The organism is Micromonospora sp. WMMD1274 (assembly GCF_049179035.1).
GTDB classification, from domain to species: Bacteria; Actinomycetota; Actinomycetes; order Mycobacteriales; family Micromonosporaceae; genus Micromonospora; species Micromonospora tulbaghiae.
The window spans coordinates 7,019,090-7,039,784 of sequence record NZ_JBMHMG010000001.1 but is presented as its reverse complement, the minus strand read 5'-3'; the positions used below and the strand labels follow the sequence as shown (position 1 = coordinate 7,039,784).

Sequence of the window (20,695 nt, the reverse complement as noted above, 5' to 3'; positions counted from 1 at the left end):
GGATGAAAAGCGCCGACCACAGAAAGCCGATCGGGGCCACACCGATTTCTCAGCGTGACCCCGGGATGCCCGACGGTGAACCGGTGACGGTCAGCGGTTCTTGTACGCCTCGACCACCGACACCGGGATGCGCCCGCGCTCGGAAATCTCGAACCCGTTCTTGGCGGCCCATTCCCGGATGGCGCGGTTCTGCTCGCGGTCCATTCCCGAGGTGCTCGGCCGGGAGGTGCGGCGGGCGCCGCGGGTGACCTCGGTCGCTCCCCGGCCGATCCGCCTGCCAGCGCTGATGTACAGATCCAGCGCCTTGCGCAGGACGCCCGCGTTCTCGTCGGAGACGTCGATCGTGTACGCCACGCCGTCCAGGCTGAACTCGACGGTCCGATCGGCCTTTCCGCCGTCGAGGTCGTCGGTCAGAACGGTGATTACTTTCCTTGCCATCGCCATTACTCCCTGTGTCGGGCGGGGTGTGGCTAAGAGTTTGACCTACCGCGCGGTAATTCCGCAACAATAGTCGGCTGTTTCCATTCGGCGGGTCGCGGTAAACGGTGCCGCCATTGGGTGCGCGGCGCGGGAACGAGGCACTCCGGAGTGGCGTGGGTCACAACCCGGAACAAGGGACACGTTTTGTTACTTGAGCCAGACACGCTCAACCAACGTGATGGCAGGTGTTCGATGGCAACTCTTCCGGTACTTCCTCTGACCGACGCCGTCCTGCTGCCCGGGATGGTCATCCCGGTGACCCTCGACCCGACCACCCAGGCCGCCGTCGACGCGGCGCGCGCCACCGGCGACAAGGAACTCCTGGCCGTACCCCGCATCGACGGCGAGTACGGCTCCGTCGGCGTGGTCGCCACGATCGAGAAGGTGGGCCGGCTGCCCAGCGGCGAGCCGGCGGCGGTCATCCGCGGTCTGGCCCGCGCCCGTATCGGCTCCGGCGTGCCCGGCCCCGGCGCCGCGCTCTGGGTCGAGGCGACCGCACTCGACGAGCCCGCACCGGCGGGCCGCGCCCGGGAACTCGCCCGCGAGTACCGCGCGCTCATGACGTCCGTGCTGCAACAGCGCGGCGCCTGGCAGGTGATCGACGCGATGGAGCGGATGACCGACCTGTCCGAGCTGGCCGACTCGGCCGGTTACGCGCCCTGGCTCAGCCTGACGCAGAAGACCGAACTGCTCGCCGCGCCGGACGTCACCGCCCGGCTGGAACTGCTCGTCGGCTGGGTGAAGGAACACCTGGCCGAGCAGGAGGTCACCGAGCAGATCAACAGCGACGTCCGCGAAGGGCTGGAGAAGTCCCAGCGGGAGTTCCTGCTCCGCCAGCAGCTCGCCGCGATCCGCAAGGAACTCGGCGAGGACGAGCCGGACGGCTCCGCCGACTACCGCTCCCGGGTGGAGTCCGCCGACCTGCCGGAGAAGGTACGCGAGGCGGCGCTGCGCGAGGTCGGCAAGCTGGAGCGGGCAAGCGACGCCTCACCCGAGGCGGGCTGGATCCGCACCTGGCTGGACACCGTCCTGGAGATGCCGTGGAGCACGCGTACCCAGGACAACACGGACCTGGCCGCGGCCCGGGCCGTGCTCGACGCCGACCACGCCGGCCTGGCCGACGTGAAGGACCGCATCCTGGAGTACCTCGCGGTGCGCAACCGGCGCGCGGAGCGCAACCTCGGCGTGGTCGGCGGACGCGGCTCCGGCGCGGTGCTGGCCCTGGCCGGCCCGCCCGGTGTCGGCAAGACCAGCCTCGGCGAGTCGGTCGCCCGGGCGCTGGGCCGCAACTTCGTCCGCGTCTCCCTCGGCGGTGTCCGGGACGAGGCGGAGATCCGCGGCCACCGGCGCACCTACGTCGGCGCGCTGCCCGGCCGGATCGTGCGGGCGCTGCGCGAGGCCGGCTCGATGAACCCGGTCGTGCTGCTCGACGAGGTCGACAAGCTGGCCGCCGGCTACTCCGGTGACCCGGCGGCGGCCCTGCTGGAGGTGCTCGACCCGGCGCAGAACCACACGTTCCGCGACCACTACCTGGAGGTCGACCTCGACCTGTCCGACGTGCTGTTCCTGGCCACCGCCAACGTGGTCGAGGCGATCCCCGGCCCGCTGCTGGACCGGATGGAACTCGTCGCGCTGGACGGCTACACCGAGGACGAGAAGGTCGCCATCGCCCGGGACCACCTGCTGCCCCGGCAGCGGGACCGGGCCGGGCTGACCGCCGACGAGGTCGACGTCGCCGACGAGGCGCTGGCGCTGATCGCGGGCGAGTACACCCGGGAGGCCGGCGTCCGGCAGCTCGAACGGGCCCTCGCGAAGATCCTGCGCAAGGTCGCCGTCGCGCTCGCCGCGGACTCCGCGCCGGTGCACGTCGACGCCGGCAACCTGGCCCGCTACCTGGGCCGGCCGAAGTTCACCCCGGAGTCGGCCGAGCGGACCGCCGTGCCCGGCGTGGCGACCGGCCTGGCCGTCACCGGCGCCGGTGGCGACGTGCTGTTCATCGAGGCCACCACGATGGAGGGCGAGCCGGGGCTGACGCTCACCGGCCAGCTCGGCGACGTGATGAAGGAGTCCGCGCACATCGCGTGGTCGTACCTGCGGTCCAACGGACGGCGGTACGGCCTGGACCCGAACGCCCTGGCCGGGCGGCGGATCCACCTGCACGTCCCGGCGGGCGCGGTGCCCAAGGACGGCCCGAGCGCCGGCATCACCATGGTGACCGCGCTGGCGTCCCTGGTGACCGGGCGGCCGGTGCGGCCCGAGTTCGGGATGACCGGCGAGGTGACGCTCTCCGGCCGGGTGCTGCCGATCGGCGGGGTGAAGCAGAAGCTGCTCGCCGCGCACCGGGCCGGTCTCACCGAGGTGATCATCCCGAAGCGCAACGAGCCGGACCTGGACGACCTGCCGACCGAGGTGCGGGAGGCGCTGACCGTGCACACCCTGTCCGACGTGGCGGACGTGCTCGCGCTGGCGCTGCGCCCGGTCGAGATCGACACGGAGTCGCTGGACGGTCCGGCGCTCGCCGCGGCCTGACGACCGATGCGCCCCGGCCACAGACCCACTGTGGCCGGGGCGCCGTCGTGTCCGCCCGCGGGTCGCGCCGGGCTCAGCGGCGGTCGCGCCGCTCGTAGCCCCGGTCGCGGCGCTCGCCCGTACCGTCGCCGTCGCGGTCCCGGCGCACCGTCGCCTTGCGGCCCTTGATGGTGGTGCCGCGCAGCCCGGCGATGATCTCGTCGGCCACCCCCTGCGGCACCTCGACCAGGGAGAACCGGTCCGCGATCTCGATCGAGCCGATGTCCCGGCCGTTGATCCGGGTCTCCCCGGTGATCGCGCCGACCAGGTCCTGCGGCCGTACCCCGGCCCGGCGGCCCAGCCCGATGAAGACCTGGGTGGTCCCGCCGGTACGCGGGCGCCCCGGGCCCCGGCGCTCGCCCCGCCCGCCGGTCTCCGGCCGGCCCTCGCGCGGACCGCGGACCGGGACCTGCGGGATCTCCTCCTCGTCGTCCGAGCCCGGCGACGTCGCCTCGTGCGCCAGCTTCACCGCCGCCAGCGCCACCTCGACCAGGTCGAACTCGTCGGTGAGCGACTCCACGATCGCCCGGTACGGGTCGAGGTCGTCCTCCAGCAGGCTCTCCCGCAGCGCGCCCTGGGTCAGCTCCAGCCGCCGGGTGCGCATGTCCGCCACCGTGGGGATCTTGTCGATGGCGATCCGCTGCCCGGTGACCCGCTCGATGGTCTTGAGCATCCGGTGCTCGCGCGGCTCGGCGAGCGTGATCGCCACACCCTCCCGCCCGGCCCGGCCGACCCGCCCGATCCGGTGCACGTACGACTCCGGCGCGGACGGGACGTCGTAGTTGACCACGTGGGTGAGCTGCTCGACGTCCAGCCCTCGGGCGGCCACGTCGGTGGCGACCAGCAGGTCCGCCGTGCCGGCGCGCAGCCGGCCCATCACCCGGTCCCGCTGCTCCTGGCTCATCCCGCCGTGCAGCGCCTCGGCCCGGTAGCCCCGGCCGTTCATCGTCTCGGTGAGCCGGTCCACCTCCTCGCGGCTGCGGCAGAACACGATCGCCGCGGTCGGCGACTCCACGTCCAGGACCCGGCCCAGCGCGGCCGGCTTGTGCCCCCGGGCCACGATGTACGCGCTCTGCCGCACCCGGGGCGCCTCCCCGGCGACCGGCCGCTCCCGCTCGATGCGGATGCGGACCGGGTCGGTCAGGTGCTGCCGGGCCAGCCCGTCGATGCGGGCCGGCATGGTGGCCGAGAACAGCACCGTCTGCCGGCCGGCCGGGGCGTGCTCCAGGATCGCCTCGATGTCCTCGGCGAAGCCCATGTCGAGCATCTCGTCCGCCTCGTCCAGCACCACCGTGCTCAGCGCACCGAGGCGCAGCGTGCCCCGGGCGATGTGGTCCAGGGCCCGGCCCGGCGTCGCCACCACCACGTCCACGCCGTGGTCGAGCGCGCGCAACTGCCGGCCGATCGGCTGCCCGCCGTAGATCGGCAGCACCCGGGCGCCCAGGTCCTTGCCGTAGCGGTGGAACGCCTCGGAGACCTGCACGGCCAGCTCACGGGTCGGCACCAGCACCAGCGACACCGGGTCGCCCTCGGCCCGGCCGACCGGCATCCGCTGCAACAGCGGCAGCGCGAACGCGGCGGTCTTGCCCGTACCGGTCGCCGCCTGCCCCAGCAGATCCTGCCCGGCCAGCAACGGAGGGATGGCCTCCCGCTGGATCGGCGTCGGTTCCTCGTACCCGAGCGCGGACAGCGCGCCCAGCAACTCGGTGCGGAGCCCGAGATCGGCGAAGGCGAAGGCGTCCTCGGCGTCGTCGGGAACGGCGGGGTCGGTCGGGGTCGGTGCGGCGGTCATGCGACAAGTTTTTCATCACCGCCGCGCGGCGGTCGCGGCGACCGGGGCAAACGTTCGCCGCGCCACCCCTGTGCCGTCCCCTCCGGGTGATCCGGCGTGGCCCCGTGCCCCCGCCGGATCACCGGGACAGGACGGCCAGCAGCGTGGTGAGACCCACCCCGACGTCGAACACCGCGCACCACAGCGCGTACCCGCGCGGCACCACCGCGCCGGTGCGGTGGTACCAGGCGTCCCACGCCGCGTGCACGAGCCAGCCCACCCCGACGAGCACCCCGGCGACGTCGGCGGACGCGATCGTCGCCACGACCGCCAGGCCGCCCCACACGGCCGCCCCGGCGAGCTGCGCGGCCAGCGCGCGCCGGTCGCCCCACTGCCGCCGCCAGGTGCCGATCAGCAGGTAGCCGGCCGGCAGGACCAGCAGCGTCCAGGGCGCGAAGACGCTGGGCGCGAACCACATGTCCACGGTCATGAGCAGCCCCAGCCCGGCCGGCCACCCCCGCGCCACCGCCGCGGCGACCGGGTGCCGGCGCGGCGGCGCGGTGGCCGTGTGCCGGTGCCGCAGCGCCACCAGCAGCATCGCCGGCACCATCAGCAGGTGGCCGCCGAGCAGCAGCATGTCGTCCCCGACCCACCCGGCCCACCAGGGCGGGAGCAGCAGCAGGAACGGCACGTACATGGCCGCCGACATCTCCGCGGTGGCGGCCCGGCCGTCCCCCCGGTACCACATCCACGCGGCCATGCCCGCCGCCATGTTCGTCGCCATCACCAGCGCGCCCACGTCCGGCCGCGCCAGCACCGCCGCGCCGCCCAGCAGCCGCCCGCCCACCTGCCACAGCGGCCCGAGCAGCACCATTCCGGCCACCATCGCCACCACCATCCCGGCCAGGTGCCGGGTCCGCGCCCACCCGGCCCACCGCCGGGGTACGACCACAGTCATCTCCGTCATGCCCCGACCCTGCCGCCGCCGGGCGCACCGGAGAAGGCGCATCAGTCACCGGGAAACCGTGCGGAACGCACGATCCGGCCGTGACATCCCGCAGGCGCGGGCGGGCCGGCGCACGCCCTAGGATCGGCGGGCATGACAGTCGACTCCGCCGACCACCGGCTGCGCCGGGCCCGGCGGGTCACCCTGCTGTCGCTGGCCACCAACGTGTGGACCACCGTGCTGCTGCCCGTGGTCGGCCTGACCCGCGAACCCGACCCGGTACGCGTCGCGCTCGGCGCCGCCGGGCTGCTCGCCTTCACCGCGGCCCAGATCGCGGTGCTGCACGCGGCCGTCACGCCGTGGCTGCCCCTACCGGCCCGCCGTCGCCGGCACGCCGCGCTCACAGTGGCGGCGCTGCTCAGCCTGCCGCTGCTCGGCCCGGTCGCGGCCGGCTCCTGGCCCACCTGGGCGTGGCTGGGCGCGTCCCTGGTCGGCATGGTGCCGCTGCTGTTCCGGCCCGTCGTCGCGGCGGTGGCGGCGGCCGGCGTCCTCGCGGTGTCCGCCGCCGTCACCTGGTCGACGGGTGGGCCGGTGCCCACGGCGCTGCTGGTCACCGGCGCGGTGGGCGCCGGGATCGCCGCGCTCACCTGGGTGCAGGTCTGGTTCTGGGACCTGCTCGTCGAGGCCCGGCAGGGGCAGGCCGCCCAGGCGCGGCTGGCCGCGGCCGAGGAACGGTTGCGCTTCGCCCGGGACGTACACGATCTGCTCGGCCACGACCTCACGGTGATCGCGCTCAAGGCCGAGCTGGCGGAGCGGCTGGCGCCGCGCGACGCCGGCCGGGCCGCCCGGGAGGCGGCCGAGGCGCGGCGGCTGGCCGGCTCGGCGCTGACCCGGGTCCGGGCGGCGGTGCACGGCTACCGCGCCGTCGACCTGGTCGAGCAGGCCGCCGCGGTGGGGGAGGTGCTGCGTTCCAGCGGGGTACGCACGACTGTGGTCCCGCCCGACGGTGAGGTGCCCGCGCCGATCGCCGCCGACCTGGCCGCAGTGCTGCGCGAGGCCGGGACGAACGTGCTGCGGCACAGCCGGGCCGGCTGGTGCCGGATCGAGATCACCCGGACCGACGGCGTGGTGACGCTGACCGTACGCAACGACGGCGTCCGCGACGACGGCGGGCCGGACCGGCTCAGCGGCGGCCTGCGCGGCCTGGCCGACCGGCTCGCACCGGCCGGCGGACGGGTCCGGGCGCACGCCGCGGACGGCGTGTTCAGCCTGGTGGCGACGGTGCCGGTGACGCCGTGATCCGGGTGCTGCTGGCCGACGACGAGGAACTGATCCGGCTCGCGCTGGCCGCCCTGCTCGACCTGGAACCGGACATCGAGGTGGTCGCGCACGCCCACGACGGGCGCAGCGCCCTGGACGCGGCGCTGGCCCACCGCCCCGATGTCGCCGTGCTCGACCTGGAGATGCCGCCGCCCGGCGGCGTGGAGGTCGCCGCCGAGCTGACCCGGGCGCTGCCCGGCTGCGCCCCGGTGATCCTCACCGGACACGGCCGTCCCGCCCAGCTCCGGCCGGCGCTCACCGCCGGGGTGCGCGGGTTCCTCGCCAAGGGCGCCCCCGGCGGCGCACTGGCCGACGTGATCCGCCGGGTGCACTCCGGCGCCCGCTACGTCGATCCCGCGCTGGCGGCCGACGCGCTCACCCTGCCGGAGTGCCCGCTCACGCCGCGTGAGCTGGAGACGCTGCGGCTGGCCGAGCTGGGCACCCCGGTGGCGGTGATCGCCCGGCGGACCCACCTGGCTGCCGGCACGGTCCGCAACCATCTGAGCGCCTGTGTGCAGAAGCTCGGCGCCGCCGACCGGGCGGAGGCGGTACGGCGGGCGCGGGAGGCCGGCTGGCTCTGACGTACGGGACGTCGCGGGCGGCTGACGCCGACTAGCCTGATCACGTGCGGACGGTCGAACTGCTCTGCTCTCCCGAACTGGAAGCGGCGGTTCGCGCTGCCTGGGACCGGCTCGCCGCCGCCGGGCTGCCCAGCCTGGCCCGCAACACGCACCCGACGAACCGGCCGCACCTCACGCTCGCCTCGGTCGAGGAGTTCCCGCCCGGCGCCGAGCAGCGCCTCGCCGACCTCTGCGACGCGGCGCTGCCGCTGCCGGTACGGCTGGGCCGGGTGGCGGTCCTCGACGGCAGCGCGCCGCTGGTGTGGCTGGTCCGGCCGACACCGCAGCTGGTCGCGCTGCACGGCGCGGTCTGGGACGTGCTCGCCGAGGCGTCCGGCGGGCACTCGTGGCATCAGCCGGGCCGGTGGGTGCCACACCTGAGCCTGGCGCTGCGGTTCGGCGCGGCGGACCGGCGGCGCGCCCGGGCGGTCGCCGGGGCGCACCCGCCGGCCGGTGCGTTCGTGGCGGCGCGCAGCTACGACGGCGACACCCGCACGGTCAGCGAGCTGACCACCGCCTGCCCGCGTTCCGGCGGCTGAGCCGGGGCCGCCCCCACGACAGGGGACGGCCCCGAGTGTCAGCGGTGGAAACGCAGGTAGTCGAACTCCGCGGTCACCGCCGGTGTCGCGCCGCCGTGCGCCACCAGTCCGATCCGGGGTGTCGTGTCCGCCGGGAACGTCCACACCGCGCCCCACGTCCAGTGCTTCCCGTCGCGGCTGGATCCGGCCCGGAACTCGTGCTCGCCGTTGACGGGGTCGATCCGGTGGGCCAGCCGCAGCCAGGTGGTGGTGCCCGGGGTGCCGACGATGCTGCCGCCGTACACGGGCTGCCCGGCGAAGGGCAGCTCGTAGCCGTACTCGACCTGTCGGGTGTTCCAGATCGCCACCTGGGTCAGCCGGGCGAACCGGTCGTCGTCGACGTACGCGACCAGGCCCGCCTGCTGGTAGTTGCGCACGCTGTCCTCGCCCAGGTCGAGCGTCACCTTCGTCTCGGCGACATAGTTGCCGGCCGGCGCGTCGCGCAGCAGCACCCCGGCGGTGTTGCCGGTGCCGGACAGGTCGGCGTCCTGCACCGGCCAGCGCAGCGCGCCGCCGCTCACGGTGGCGGCTGGGTCCTGGCGTACCCACTGCCAGGCCGGGTCGAGGCGGGCGGTGAACTCGTCGGAGTAGCCGCGCAGCACCGGGCCGACGCGCGGGTAGGGGACGGTGTGCCGCGCCGGGCGGTACAGCCGGACGGCGCTGACGTTGTCGAACTCGGCCGGGCCGCCCTCGGCGCGCACGGACACCTCACCCGTCGCGGGGCGGGGCAGCCGCACCGTCACCCGGGCGACCGGGTCGCCGAGGCGCGACGGGCTGAGCGTGGCGACGAGCTGCCGCCCGCGTACCTCGATCGCGAGATTGTACCGGTCGCGCAGGTCGAGGCCGGCGGGCAGCGCGGTGGACGCGGCGCCCGCCGTGAGCCGGCCGCGCCCGACGCGGACGTCCACGCCGTCCACCCGCAGCCCGGCGGTGGTCGCGCCGGTCAGCCGCAGGTCGGTCTCCACCCGCAGGTCGCCGCCGATCCGGGTACGTGAGGTGAGCGTGCCGCTGCCGGTCAGCACCCCGCCGGCGGCCTGCCAGCGGCCGTGCTCGGCCCGCCAGCCGCGCAGGTCGGCGGTGGCGAAACGGGCGTCGATCGGGCCGGTGGTGACCGGTGCGGGCCGGACGCTGTCGGAGGGACCGGCGCCCGCGTTGACAGTGGGCCACCCGTCGATCCAGTCGAGCCGGTCGAGCAGCATCGGCCGCTCGTTGACGCCGAACGGCTCGTCCAGGTACGGGTCGGCGCGGTCGATCGCGTGGTAGGCGATCCAGTCCTGCCCGGACAGGTCGGTGAGCACCGCGTTGTGCCCGGTGCCGATCCAGCGGTTGCCGTTCTGGGTGAGCACCGGCGTGCCGCCGGCCCGGGACACGTCGAGGCGCTGCCCGTCGCGGTCGGTGAACGGGCCGCGCGGGTCACGGGACCGGCCGACCTGGACGGAGTAGCCGGTGGCCGGGCCGGCGCAGCAGTTCGCGGTGGAGGCGAACAGGTAGTACCAGCCGTCGCGGCGCAGCACGTACGCGCCCTCGAACTTGTTGTCGATCGCGACCGGCGTCGGCGTGCCGACCGCGCGCAGCCCGTCCGGGGACAGCTCGGTGACCGAGATGCCGCCGTAGTAGCTGCCGTAGTAGAGCCAGTGGCGGCCGTCCGCACCGGTGAGCTGGCTCGGGTCGATCGTCCACAGGTAACCGCCGCCGGCGCCCGGGCGCGGCGCGACCACGGGCGTGTCGGCGAACGTCCACGGGCCGGCCGGGCTCGGCGCGGTGGCCACGCCCACGGCGGTGTCGAACGTGTCGTCGGAGACGCCTGTGTCGGTGACCGTCACGTACATCACCCACCGGCCCGCCACCCGCCGCACGTCGGGCGCCCAGAACGCGGCACCGGGCGCGGCGTAGGCGGGCCGCTGGTCCGGGGCGAACGCGTCGCCGACGTAGGCCCAGTCGACCAGGTCGGCGGAGCGGGCGATCGGCACCCGGTGCGTGCGGCCCTCGCCCTCGCGCAGCGGGTCGGAGGTGCCGAAGGCGTACCAGAATCCGTCGTCGCCGCGCACCACGACCGGGTCGGCGAAGGTGTCGGCGAACCCGGCGGAGACCGGGTTGCGGTAGCGGTCGGGCCCGGCGGCGGACGCGGGGGCCGCGCCGGCGAGCAGAAGCGTGAGTACGGCGGCGAGCGCGCCACCGCGGCGGAGGTGTCCCATCGGGCCTGCCCTCGGGAGTAGACGGAGGTGCGGTGCCACCGTTTCTACAACGTTGGAGAGAGTGCTGTAAAGAACCCCGGGACCGTTCGGCGCCGCCCGAACCGTGCCCGTGTCAGCATGGGCCGATGACCACTGGCGCCGACGGCCGCGGACTCGCCGGGTTCGCCGCGCTGCTCGCCGACCCCACCCGGGCCGGCTTCTGCCTCGCCCTGCTCGACGGCCGCGCCTGGACGGCCGGGGAACTGGCCCGCGCCGCCGGGGTCGCCGCGTCCACCGCGAGCGACCACCTCACCCGGCTGGTGGCCGGCGGCCTGCTCGTCGAGGAGCGGCAGGGCCGCCACCGGTACGTCCGCCTCGCCGACCCGGGCGTCGCCCAGCTCGTCGAGGACCTGGCCGCGCGGGCGCCCGCCCCGGCCACCCCGCCCCGCACGTTGCGCGCCGCGTCGGCCGGCGTCGCCCTCGCGTACGCCCGCACCTGCTACGACCACCTGGCCGGACGGCTCGGCGTGCTGGTGTACGACGCCCTGCTCGACCGCGGCGTGCTCGACCGCTCCGGCGGCCTGGCGCTGACCGGCAACGGCGTGACCTGGCTGGCCGGTCTCGGCGTACCGGTCGAACCGCTGCGCGCGACGCGGCGCCCGCTCGTCCGCGACTGCCTGGACTGGACCGAACGGCGCCCGCACCTGGCCGGCGCGCTCGGGGCGGCGCTGTGCGGACGCTTCCTCGACCTCGGCTGGACCGTGCGGGGCGCCGGGCGAGCGGTACGGCTCACGCCGTCCGGCCGGGACGCGCTGGCCGACGCGCTCGCGCTCGACCCGGCGCTGCTGGCCCCGCCCGCGTCCCGCGACAGCGGTCCCGCCCGCGCCTGACCCGCCCGCGGCACCCGTCCCGCCCGCGCCGGGCCGCCGGAGGTGCCCGGCCGGATCGTTCGGTCCGGACCGAACTGTCGGCGCCCTACGGTCGGGCGATGGATTCACCGACGATCACGGCTGCTCCGGGCATACCGCCCTGCGGGCCGCCGACCTCGGACGACGGCGGCTGGGTGGTCACCCGGTACGCGGACGTCGTCTCCGTCCTGACCGATCCCCGCTGCGTGGTGCCGCCCGCCGCGGAGGCGCCGGAGGGTGGCCTGGCATGGCTGCGCGCCTCGGTGAGCCGGTTCAGTCCGCCGGAGCGGCATGCCGCGCGGCGAGCCGTCGGGGTGGCGGCGCTCGACACCCTCGACCCACGGGAACTGCGTGTGGCCGCGGAACGGCTGACCGGGCGGATCCTCGACCGCGCCGCGACCGGGGACGACGGCGGTGACCGGGTGGACGTGACCGGTGATCTGGCTCGGCGCGTACCCCTCGTGGTGCTGGCGGAGCGGCTCGGCCTGGCCGACCCGGCGGCGGCCGTCGCGGAGGTGACGGCGGTGGCCGCCGCCTACCACCCGGGCGCCGAACCGGCGGCGGTGCGGCGGGCGGACCGGGCGGTGGCGGCGCTGCTGGCCATGTCGCCGCCCGCTCCGGCCGAGGTGACAGCGAACCGGCTCGGGCTGCTGGTGCAGGCCGCCGACGCCACCGCCGGGCTGATCGTGGCCGCCGTCCGGCACGGGCTCGCCGCGCCGGACGGGCTCGGGACCGACGCGCTGCTCGCCGAGGTGCTGCGCCTCGACCCGCCGGTACGGGTCACCCGCCGGGTCGCCGCCGGCCCGCTGAGCCTGGGCGGCCAACCGGTGGGCGCGGGGGAGCGGCTGCTGCTGCGGTTCGACGCCGCCAACCGCGACCCGGTGGCCTTCCCGGAGCCGGACCGCTTCCGCGCCGGCCGGGCGAACGCCGCGCTGACGTTCGGCGCCGGCCCCCGCGGCTGCCCCGGGCAGCGGCACGCGCTCGCCCTGGCCGCCGGCGTGGTCGGCGTGCTGCGCCGCCGCTGCCGTCCCGCCGTCCCGGCCCCTGACGTCCCGACGACCCGACTCGAGGTGATCCTGCGATGACCGACCGCTACCGCGCATTCCGTGACCTGCACCGGCGCGGCGAGCCGCTGCTCCTGCCGAACGCCTGGGACCACGCCTCCGCCGCGGCGCTCGCCGCCCGGGGCCACCCGGCGATCGGCACCACCAGCCTGGGCGTGGCGGCGGCCGCCGGCCGGCCGGACGCGGTCCGCGCCACCCGCGCCGAGACGCTGGAACTGGCGTACCGGCTGCGGGACCTGCCGGCGCTGCTGACGGTGGACGTCGAGGACGGCTTCCACGACGACCCGGCGGAGGTCGCCCGGTTCGTGGGCGAGCTGGCCGCGCTCGGCGTGGTCGGCGTGAACCTGGAGGACGGCCGCCCGGACGGACGCCTGGCCCCGGTGGAGCACGTCACCGCCGTGATCGCGGCGGTTCGCGCCGCCCTGCCGCAGATCTTCGTGAACGCCCGCACCGACGCCTGGTGGCTGGGCGTGCCGTCGCCGCTGGCCGAGGCACGACGGCGGGCGGCGGCGTTCCGGTCCGCCGGCGCCGACGGCCTGTTCGTGCCGGGCGCGCCGGACGACCTGGTCGGCGTGCTCGCCGCCGAGGTGGGGTTGCCGCTGAACGTGCTCCACCGGCCAGGCGGCCCGGACCTGGCCGCGCTCGGACGGCTCGGGGTGGCCCGGGTCAGCACCGGATCGCTGCTGTTCCGGGCCGCCCTCGGTGCCGCGCTGCACCTGACCGACGCGATCGGCGCCGGGCGCGACGCGGGCCTGCCGGCGCCGCCCGGGTACGAGGAGGTGCAGGCGCTGGTGCAGCCGTCCGCCACCTGATCGGGCACTTCGGGGGAGATGGGACGATCGCCACCCTCTCGGCTCATTACGGTGTGTGCAGGCCCAATCACGCCGTGTCCTGACCGAGAGGGGACGGAGACCATGCGAGTGCCCAGCCGCAGCCCCGGTCGCCAGCCCGGTCCCGCCGTCACGTCCACCGCTCCCGCCCGGCGGGTGCCCGCGGGCGGGAGGCGCGCCGCCGCCGAGCCGGACCTGTCCGCGTACCGGGCGGCGGTGGCGGAACTCCTGGTCGAGGTGGGCGCGCTCGCCGACGCGCCGTCCACCACCGCCCGTCAGGTGCTGCTCGACCAGCGGCTGCGCGAACCGGCCATCGCCGCCGTCCTCGACGCCACTCCGCAGGGGCTGATCGGCGCCCGGGAGACGCTGCTGCTGGAGATGGCCCGCTACCAGCCCAACGCGCGCAGCTCGGCGCAGGACCTCACCGCGCTGGTCCGGATCTACCTGCTCTCCCGCGTCGACGTCCTCTGGTGGCGGGACAGCCCGACGTTCCTCACCGACGACCAGGTACGCGCCAGCACCGAACTGGTCGACCTGGAATGGCTGCGCCGCCGCGGCCTGCTGGAGTTCCGCTACCAGGAACAACCCGCCACAGTGGTGGGACGCGGACTGCGGGCGGTCCGGCGGCGGCTGCGCCCGGACGCCACCCCGCGTACCGCCGGACTGCTGTTCCGCCGGGCCCGCCGCGAGATGATCGGCTTCCTCAACGACCTGGCCCGGGAGTTCACCGCCGTCGCGCCGGACGGCACGCCGCCGCTGTGGGTGACCAGCCTGGCCCGCAGCGCGGAACACCAGTACCGGCTGCGCCGCCTCGGGTACGCCGCGATGGTGCCCAGCGGGCACTGCCTCGGCTGGGCCGCCGACGTCGAACTGGAGTGGTACGACCGCTTCGGCGCCCGCCCGGCGCTCGCCGGGCTGCTGCTGGCCCGTCAGGACGCCGGTGAGGTGAACGTGGTCGACGAGGGACAGGCCTGGCACGTGTGCCTCGCCCCGGACGCCCGCCGCCGGTACCGGCGGGCGTACGAGGCCGAGATGGGGGTGTGACCCGGTGTGCGGGATCGCGCTGAGCATCGGCCCCGAGGCGGATCCGGCCACCTTCCGGCGGATGCTCGCCGCGCTCGCACCGCGCGGTGAGGTCACCGAGACCCGGCAGGAACACGGCCTCCTCGCCGGCGTACGGCGGCTGAAGATCGTGGACCGGGAACGGTCCGTCCAGCCGTGGATGTCACCGGACGAGCGGCACCTGCTCTGCTTCAACGGCGAGATCTTCAACCACCACGAGCTGCGCGCCGAGCTGACCCGGCTCGGGCACCGGTTCCGCACCACGGGCGACACCGAGGTGGTGCTCACCGCGTTCCACCAGTGGGGCGGGAACGCGGTCCGCCGGCTGCGCGGCGAGTACGCGTTCGTGATCGTCGAGCGGGACACCGGCCGGGCGTACCTGGCCCGCGACCCGCTCGGGGTCAAGCCGCTGTACTGGTCCCGCCTGCCCGGCTGCCTGCACCTCGCCTCCGAGGTCAAGGCGCTGGTCGGGCACGGCGCGCCGATCGGCGAGGTGGCGCCCGGCCACCACGGCTGGGTCGAGCCCGGCCGCCCGGTCCGGCTCGGCCCGCACGTCGACCTGCTCACCCTCGGCGACGGCCTGCCGGTGATCGACGACCCGGACGAGGCCGCCCTGCTGGTCCGCGTCGCGCTCACCGACGCGATGCGCGCCCGGCTGGACACCGACCTCACCGTCGGCGTGGTGCTCTCCGGCGGCCTGGACAGCTCGCTGGCGCTGCTGCACGCCCGGGAACTGCACCCCGACTGCGTGGCGGTCACCATCGGCGTGCCGGAGAGCCCGGACGTCGCGTACGCCCGGCGGCTCGCCGCCGACCTCGGCGTACCGCACGAGGTGATCGAGCTGCGCCCGCGCGACATCCGGCTCGCCGACGTCCGCGAGGCGATCCGCATCTCCGAGCTGACCGAGTACGGCGACATCATCAACGCGGTCGTCTCCGTGCCGATCTTCCGGCGGCTGCGCGAGCTGGGCGTACGGGTGGTGCTCACCGGCGACGGCTCCGACGAGCTGTTCGGCGGGTACCCGATGTACCACCGGGTCGGGCCGGAGCGGTCCCGCCGCCTGTTCCTGCACAAGATCCGCAACCTGTGCCGGACCGAGCTGCAACGGGTGGACCGGGCCAGCATGGCGCACGGCGTGGAGGCCCGCGTGCCGTTCCTCGACCTCAGCGTCGTCGAGCTGGCCATGCGGCTGCCGCTGGGCGTGAAACTGCGCGACGGGCAGGAGAAGTGGATCGTCCGGCGGGCCTTCGCGGACGTGCTGCCCTCCTACGTCCGGCAGCGGCCGAAGAACCCGATGTCGTACTCGTCGGGGCTGCACGAGCGGGCCCGCCTCTACAAGCCGCTGTTCGCCCGGCTGCACCGCTCCTTCGGCTACGACCTGCTCGAACCGGTCCGCCGGGACTTCGACAGCGTGCTCACCCGCTGCGGCAACGACCTCGACCGGGCCATCGCGGAGGGCATGGCCCGGCCCGACTACACGGTGCTGGAACACGCCCGGGACCTGGTCGGTGCGGCCCGCTGGAACGCCGCGCCGATGGTCCGCCGGCTGGTCAACCCGCGCCGCACCCGAGGCGACGAGGCGCCCCTGCCCGGGTGAGCCCGGTCAGCGCCGGGCCGTCGGTCACGCGGGTCAGCCGGTGCGCGCCCGCCGTTCCGGTCAGCGCCGCAGGTCGACGTCGGCGGCCGTGCCGGAGACCGGGTCGACGCAGTGGACCGTCGGGCCCGGACGCAACCGGGCGTCCGAGGCGTACCGCCGGGCCAGCTCCCGCTCGGCGGCGTCGCCGCGGTCGGCGGCCACCAGCAGCGCGGCGACCTCGTCGACGAGCGTGAGGTCGGCGCCGGTCAGGTCCTCGGTCATCGCCCCGAACCCGTCCCAGAGCAGCACTTCGTCCTTGTGCCGGTGGGCCAGCTCCAGCAGCACGTAGTCGTGGACGAGCCAGTCGCCCCGGATCGGCAGCGACGGGTCCACGCCGTACGTGTCCGGGTCGATCCGGCCCGCCCGGTACGCCAGCCACACCCGGGCCGCCGACTCGAAGTGCCCCGCCTCCGGGTCGATGTCGTAGCCGTCGAACGGCCGGTCGCCGGCCGGGTCCAGCTCCGGATCGGACCAGACCCACCGCTCGCCGTCCCACCACTCGGCGACCACGTGGTCGTGGTGCCAGCCGGGCACGAAGTAGCTCACGAACCCGATCCGGCTGCGAGCCGGGATCCCGTGCTGGCGCAGCGCCGCGACGGTGAGCAGCGTGTGGTCCCGGCAGCAGCCGGCGACCCGCTCGGCCGCCGGGCGCTCGGCGGCCAGCGGCAGCGGGAACCGGGACTGGTCGGCGTCGAGGATGCGGTCCATCCAGCGCAGGTTCACCTCGGCCCGGCGGACGTCCGGCAGCTCCACGCCACCGGCGCGGTAGTGGACGATCACGTTGCGGGCGATCGCCGCGACGGTGGGCAGGTCGGCGGGCACGGCGTCGAGCAGCGCCGCGTGGTGGCGGGGATCGCTGTACGGGGAGTGGGTCCGGTAGTCGTCGACGTCCATCCGGCCATTGTCGGCGCCGGACCCGGCCGGCGGGTGCCCGCTCCGTGCTCATTTTCACGGCACCCGAATGTCAGGTCCGATCACCGCCAGCGCCGCGTTCCGCGCCGCGCCAGGCTGGGACCGTGACGACCACCCGCACCGCGTTCCGGATCCACCCGCTGCCCGCCGGGACGCTCGCCGAGCTGCGACGCACCGGCCGCGACGCCACCGGGCAGCCGCCCGAGCACCGGCGCGCCACCGGCGGCGAGCCCCTGCGCTGCTGCCTTCGCGACGCCCGGCCGGACGAGGCGCTGCTGCTGTTCGGGTACGCCCCGCCGCTGCCGCCGGGCCCGTACCGCGAGGTGGGGCCGGTGTTCGCGCACGCCACCGGCTGCGCCGGCCCGGACGACGTGACGGCGTACCCGTCCGGGTGGCGCGGACGCGAGCAGGTGCTGCGCGCGTACGACAGCCGGGGCCGCATCGTGGGCGGACGGCGACACGACGGCGGCGACCCGGAGGCGGTGATCGCGGAGCTGTTCGCCGACCCGGCGGTGGACCTGCTGCACAGCCGCAACGTCGTGTACGGCTGCTGGATGTTCGCCGTCGCGCGGAGCTGACCGGGTCCCGGATGGACATCGGCGGACGCCTCTTCTAGCGTCGCTGTCATGCGGAGGACCCTCATCGCCGGCGGGCTCGCGCTGCTCCTGCTCGGCACGGCCTGCGGGGAGAGCCGCCGGTCCGACCCGCCGGCCGCGGCCGGCTCACCGACCGCCTCGCGGCAGGACCCGGGGCAGGTCGAACGGACCCTGGCCAGCCTCCGCAAGATCGACGACCTGCCGATGTACGAGATGACGTACGACGGCGACTACGACCCGACCGCCGGGCTGGCCGGGTCGACGCCGCCGAGCCCGTTCGGCTGCTCGCTGTTCGCCGCGCTCGCCGACCGCGACCGGCCGGTGTTCGCCCGCAACTTCGACTGGGAGCCGAACCCCGCGCTGGTGCTGCGCACCGACCCGCCGGACGGGTACGCCTCGATCTCGCTGGTCGACATCTCGTACCTGGGCGTGGCCGCCGACCCGACGGGGGACCGGCGGCTGCTGGACGCGCCGCTGCTGCCGTTCGACGGCATGAACGAGCGCGGTCTCGCCGTCGGGCTGGCCGCCGACGACGGGGCGCGCGCCGAGCCGGTGCCCGGCCTGCCGAAGGTGGGCTCGGTGCGCATCCTGCGCCTGGTGCTCGACTCGGCCGCCACTGTCGACGAGGCGATCGCCGTGTTCAAGCGCTACAACCTGGACTTCGACGGCGGGCCGCCGCTGCACTACCTGCTGGCCGACGCGACCGGCGCGTCCGCGGTGGTGGAGTTCGTCGACGGCAAGCTCACAGTGGACCGGCGACAGGGCCCGTGGCAGGCGCTGACGAACGTGCCGGCCGTCGGTGTGCCGGACCGGGAACTGCGGCAGGACCACAGGTACGGGGTGCTGGCGAAGGAACTGGACCGCACCGGTGGGGTGGTCGACACGGCCGGGGCGCTGCGGCTGCTGAATGCGGTACGCCAGTCGCACACCCGCTGGTCGGTGACCTACGGGCTGCGCAGCGGCGAGGTGCGGGTGGTGACGGCGGGCGGCGGCACCCGCGACTACCGGCTGCCGATGAGCAACTGACCACGTCCGCTCAGACGATCGGCTGCCGGTACCTGGCGGCGAGTGTGGACAGGTCCGGCTCGCCGAACCGCTCGACGAGCGCCGCGAACCGGTCGACCTTGTCCGCGCCGAAGCGCCGTACGGCCACCGCGTAGGAGGCGGCGGAGACGAACGACGGCGGCGTGGTCTTGCTGTGGAACTTGTCGGCGTACATCACGAGGTGTTCCTCGACGGTGACGGCCGTGTAGTCGGCGGCCGGGATCGGCAGCCCTTGCCGGCGGACGTCCGCCCGGGTGATCCCGACGCCGGTGTGACGGGAGCAGAACCGGGCGATCACCTCGGGCAGCCCCGCCTCCCGCGCCAGCGCGTGGCCCAGCACGCCGTGCCGCACGTAGTTCCGCTCGTCCATCCGCCCGTCCGCGTCGTAGAGGCGGTAGACCCCGATGTCGTGCAGCAGGCTGCCGGCCCGTACGACGGCGGCGTCCGCGTCCACACCGCTGCGGTCGAGCAGTTGTCCGGCGATGTCGCACACGATCCGGCAGTGCGTCCAGACGAGGCGCAACGCCTCGCGGGACGGCGCGAGGCGTTCGTGCAGCGCCCGGATCCGGGCGTCGCCCGGCACCGCCGTCCGGTCGTCGATCGTCGCCGGCACGTGTCCGTTCCGGTGCCGGGACCGCACCGGGCCCGGTGCCCCGAGGGGAGCACCGGGCCCGGCCACGGTCAGCGGGTCACCAGCTCAGGTAACCGGCCTGCGTCTGCACGTTCAGCTCGGGCACCAGCAGGAACTGGGCCAGCCAGGTGCGCGGGTCACGCAGCTCCAGCACGTCCAGTCCCTTCTGGATGTCGCTGGAGTAGATGTGGCCGTTGTACCAGTAGGCCGACCAGGAGCCGCCGGTACGCAGCTGCGAGGCGTCCAGCGGCCCGCGCTCCCAGTAGGCGATCTCCTTGGGCTTGCGCGAGTCGGTGAAGTCCCACACCGAGATGCCGCCCTGGTACCAGGCCTGGACCATGATGTCGCGGCCGGGCACCGGGATCAGCGAGCCGTTGTGGGCCACGCAGTTCTCCGTGTCCGTGTTGACGCGGGGGATCTTGTAGTAGCTGCGGAACTCCAGCTTGCGGGCGTCGCCGCGGCCGGTGATGTCGTAGATGGCGTCCGCGCCGCGGTTCGGGCCGACCACCTCGTTGCAGGTGGCCGCGCCGCCGCCGCCCAGCTCGTCGGTGAAGACGACCTTGGTGCCGGCGTTGTTGAACGTGGCCGAGTGCCAGAACGCGAAGTTCTCCGCGTCGGTGACCCGCTCGATCACCCGGGGGGCCTCACGGTCCTTGATGTCCAGCAGGACGCCGTCACCCATGCAGGCGCCCGCGGCCAGGTCCTTCGACGGGTACGCGGTGATGTCGTGGCAGCCGGTGGTGGCCGACGACTGGCCCGGGACGCCCGGGTAGCCGCCGTCCGGGAACAGGTTCGGCGTGGCGACCACGGAGGCCGTCGTGGGGCTCTTCACCGGCACCTTGACGATGGAGATGGAGTCGTGCGGCGGCTGGCAGTCCGGGAACTCGGCCCGCGGGCTGTACGAGGAGACGTACAGGTAGACGTTCCGCTTGTCCTTGCCGGGCACCAGGGTGTGGGTGTGCGAGCCGCACGCCGTCTCCACCGACTTGATGTAGCGCGGGTTGCGCTTGTCCCGGATGTCGAAGATCTTGATGCCCTCCCAGGACTCCTTGACCGACGCCGGCTGGGTGGTGCTGGCGCAGGAGTCGTCGCTGCGGGAGGAGTCGGTCGACAGGAACAGCAGGTTGCCGTGGACCGAGATGTCGTTCTGCGAGCCGGGGCAGAGCACCTGCGACACGATCGTCGGGCGGTTCGGGCGGGAGACGTCGTAGACGACGAACCCGTCGTAGTTGCCGACGAACGCGTACCGCCCCTGGAAGGCGATGTCGGTGCCGAGGGCGGCCGAGGTGTCGAACGGCGCCTGCTTCGGCAGGTTCGCCACCTGACGCAGGTTGGGGCTGCTGGAGATCTCGTCGACACCGGGGACGGCGTTGTCCACGGTGGCCGGCGCGGCCTGGGCGCGGGGGATCTCCTGCGCGCTGCTCGGGGGCGCGGTGAACACGCCGGCGAGCAGCAGGCCGGCGGCGGCCAGGCTGACGATCCGGATGCGGGACGTGCGGATGTTGATCATCGGCAACACCCTTCGAAAGGGGGTCATGATTCGCCACACCTTACC

18 protein-coding genes are annotated in these 20,695 nt (G+C 74.9%); 11 read left to right on the top strand and 7 right to left on the bottom strand.

The window, feature by feature from the left end; all coding sequences use genetic code 11:
• Positions 1-90 precede the first annotated feature (90 nt).
• Positions 91-438 carry a histone-like nucleoid-structuring protein Lsr2 gene (locus tag ACN27D_RS33295; RefSeq protein WP_421500906.1) on the bottom strand — a complete coding sequence of 116 codons (348 nt, stop codon included), beginning with the start codon at positions 436-438 and terminating at the stop codon, positions 91-93.
• Between the two features lie 234 nt (positions 439-672).
• On the opposite strand from ACN27D_RS33295, the gene lon reads away from it, so the two are divergent.
• Positions 673-3,009 (top strand): endopeptidase La, encoded by a 2,337-nt coding sequence (lon, locus tag ACN27D_RS33290; RefSeq protein WP_358171924.1) that lies wholly within the window; start codon positions 673-675, stop codon positions 3,007-3,009.
• Between the two features lie 73 nt (positions 3,010-3,082).
• On the opposite strand, the gene ACN27D_RS33285 is transcribed toward lon, so the two are convergent.
• On the bottom strand, positions 3,083-4,840 hold the full coding sequence (locus ACN27D_RS33285; RefSeq protein ID WP_252449144.1) for a DEAD/DEAH box helicase: 1,758 nt from the start codon (positions 4,838-4,840) through the stop codon (positions 3,083-3,085).
• 118 nt (positions 4,841-4,958) lie between these two features.
• The gene (locus tag ACN27D_RS33280; RefSeq protein WP_358171927.1) at positions 4,959-5,786 is read right to left on the bottom strand and encodes a hypothetical protein; all 828 of its coding nucleotides are present in this window, start codon (positions 5,784-5,786) and stop codon (positions 4,959-4,961) included.
• A 132-nt stretch (positions 5,787-5,918) separates the two neighbouring features.
• Here ACN27D_RS33280 and ACN27D_RS33275 point away from each other — a divergent pair, with 132 nt between their 5' ends.
• From ACN27D_RS33275 to ACN27D_RS33265, 3 genes are read left to right on the top strand one after another with little or no spacing between them, the layout of a single operon-like run.
• Positions 5,919-7,064 carry a sensor histidine kinase gene (locus ACN27D_RS33275; protein ID WP_358171930.1) on the top strand — a complete coding sequence of 382 codons (1,146 nt, stop codon included), beginning with the start codon at positions 5,919-5,921 and terminating at the stop codon, positions 7,062-7,064.
• On the top strand, positions 7,061-7,666 hold the full coding sequence (locus tag ACN27D_RS33270) for a response regulator transcription factor (protein WP_120569680.1): 606 nt from the start codon (positions 7,061-7,063) through the stop codon (positions 7,664-7,666). The genes ACN27D_RS33275 and ACN27D_RS33270 overlap by 4 nt, the downstream gene beginning before the upstream one ends.
• 44 nt (positions 7,667-7,710) lie before the next feature.
• Complete coding sequence (locus tag ACN27D_RS33265; RefSeq protein WP_184686197.1) at positions 7,711-8,244, top strand: 2'-5' RNA ligase family protein; 534 nt, start codon at positions 7,711-7,713, stop codon at positions 8,242-8,244.
• A gap of 38 nt (positions 8,245-8,282) precedes the next feature.
• Here the strand turns inward: ACN27D_RS33265 and ACN27D_RS33260 are convergent, their stop codons facing one another.
• Complete coding sequence (locus tag ACN27D_RS33260) at positions 8,283-10,478, bottom strand: family 43 glycosylhydrolase (RefSeq protein ID WP_421500905.1); 2,196 nt, start codon at positions 10,476-10,478, stop codon at positions 8,283-8,285.
• A gap of 125 nt (positions 10,479-10,603) precedes the next feature.
• On the opposite strand from ACN27D_RS33260, the gene ACN27D_RS33255 reads away from it, so the two are divergent.
• The 5 genes from ACN27D_RS33255 to ACN27D_RS33235 all read left to right on the top strand — a co-directional run bounded on the left by ACN27D_RS33255 (position 10,604) and on the right by ACN27D_RS33235 (position 15,918).
• Positions 10,604-11,347, top strand: a complete 744-nt coding sequence (locus tag ACN27D_RS33255) for an ArsR/SmtB family transcription factor (protein ID WP_393379830.1) — start codon at positions 10,604-10,606, stop codon at positions 11,345-11,347.
• A gap of 98 nt (positions 11,348-11,445) precedes the next feature.
• Positions 11,446-12,450 carry a cytochrome P450 gene (locus ACN27D_RS33250; protein WP_358171939.1) on the top strand — a complete coding sequence of 335 codons (1,005 nt, stop codon included), beginning with the start codon at positions 11,446-11,448 and terminating at the stop codon, positions 12,448-12,450.
• Positions 12,447-13,241, top strand: coding sequence for an isocitrate lyase/PEP mutase family protein (locus tag ACN27D_RS33245; RefSeq protein WP_358171942.1), 795 nt, complete (start codon positions 12,447-12,449; stop codon positions 13,239-13,241). Before ACN27D_RS33250 ends, ACN27D_RS33245 begins: the two co-directional genes overlap by 4 nt.
• 102 nt (positions 13,242-13,343) lie before the next feature.
• A complete protein-coding gene (locus ACN27D_RS33240) occupies positions 13,344-14,303 on the top strand; it encodes a hypothetical protein (protein WP_358171944.1) in 960 nt (319 codons plus the stop codon).
• A 4-nt stretch (positions 14,304-14,307) separates the two neighbouring features.
• Positions 14,308-15,918, top strand: coding sequence for an asparagine synthetase B family protein (locus ACN27D_RS33235; protein ID WP_120569686.1), 1,611 nt, complete (start codon positions 14,308-14,310; stop codon positions 15,916-15,918).
• Positions 15,919-15,978: 60 nt separating this feature from the next.
• On the opposite strand, the gene ACN27D_RS33230 is transcribed toward ACN27D_RS33235, so the two are convergent.
• Entirely contained in the window at positions 15,979-16,851 is an 873-nt protein-coding gene (locus tag ACN27D_RS33230; RefSeq protein ID WP_421500904.1) for a transglutaminase domain-containing protein, read from the bottom strand.
• Positions 16,852-16,973: 122 nt separating this feature from the next.
• Here ACN27D_RS33230 and ACN27D_RS33225 point away from each other — a divergent pair, with 122 nt between their 5' ends.
• Positions 16,974-17,447: a DUF1203 domain-containing protein gene (locus tag ACN27D_RS33225; protein WP_421500903.1), complete on the top strand. Its 474-nt coding sequence runs from the start codon at positions 16,974-16,976 to the stop codon at positions 17,445-17,447.
• A 48-nt stretch (positions 17,448-17,495) separates the two neighbouring features.
• Positions 17,496-18,491, top strand: coding sequence for a carcinine hydrolase/isopenicillin-N N-acyltransferase family protein (locus ACN27D_RS33220; RefSeq protein WP_421500902.1), 996 nt, complete (start codon positions 17,496-17,498; stop codon positions 18,489-18,491).
• A 10-nt stretch (positions 18,492-18,501) separates the two neighbouring features.
• On the opposite strand, the gene ACN27D_RS33215 is transcribed toward ACN27D_RS33220, so the two are convergent.
• Both ACN27D_RS33215 and ACN27D_RS33210 read right to left on the bottom strand, forming a co-directional pair.
• Positions 18,502-19,122, bottom strand: a complete 621-nt coding sequence (locus ACN27D_RS33215) for an HD domain-containing protein (protein ID WP_421500901.1) — start codon at positions 19,120-19,122, stop codon at positions 18,502-18,504.
• A 76-nt stretch (positions 19,123-19,198) separates the two neighbouring features.
• Positions 19,199-20,650 (bottom strand): LVIVD repeat-containing protein, encoded by a 1,452-nt coding sequence (locus tag ACN27D_RS33210; protein WP_120569691.1) that lies wholly within the window; start codon positions 20,648-20,650, stop codon positions 19,199-19,201.
• Positions 20,651-20,695: the final 45 nt, after the last annotated feature.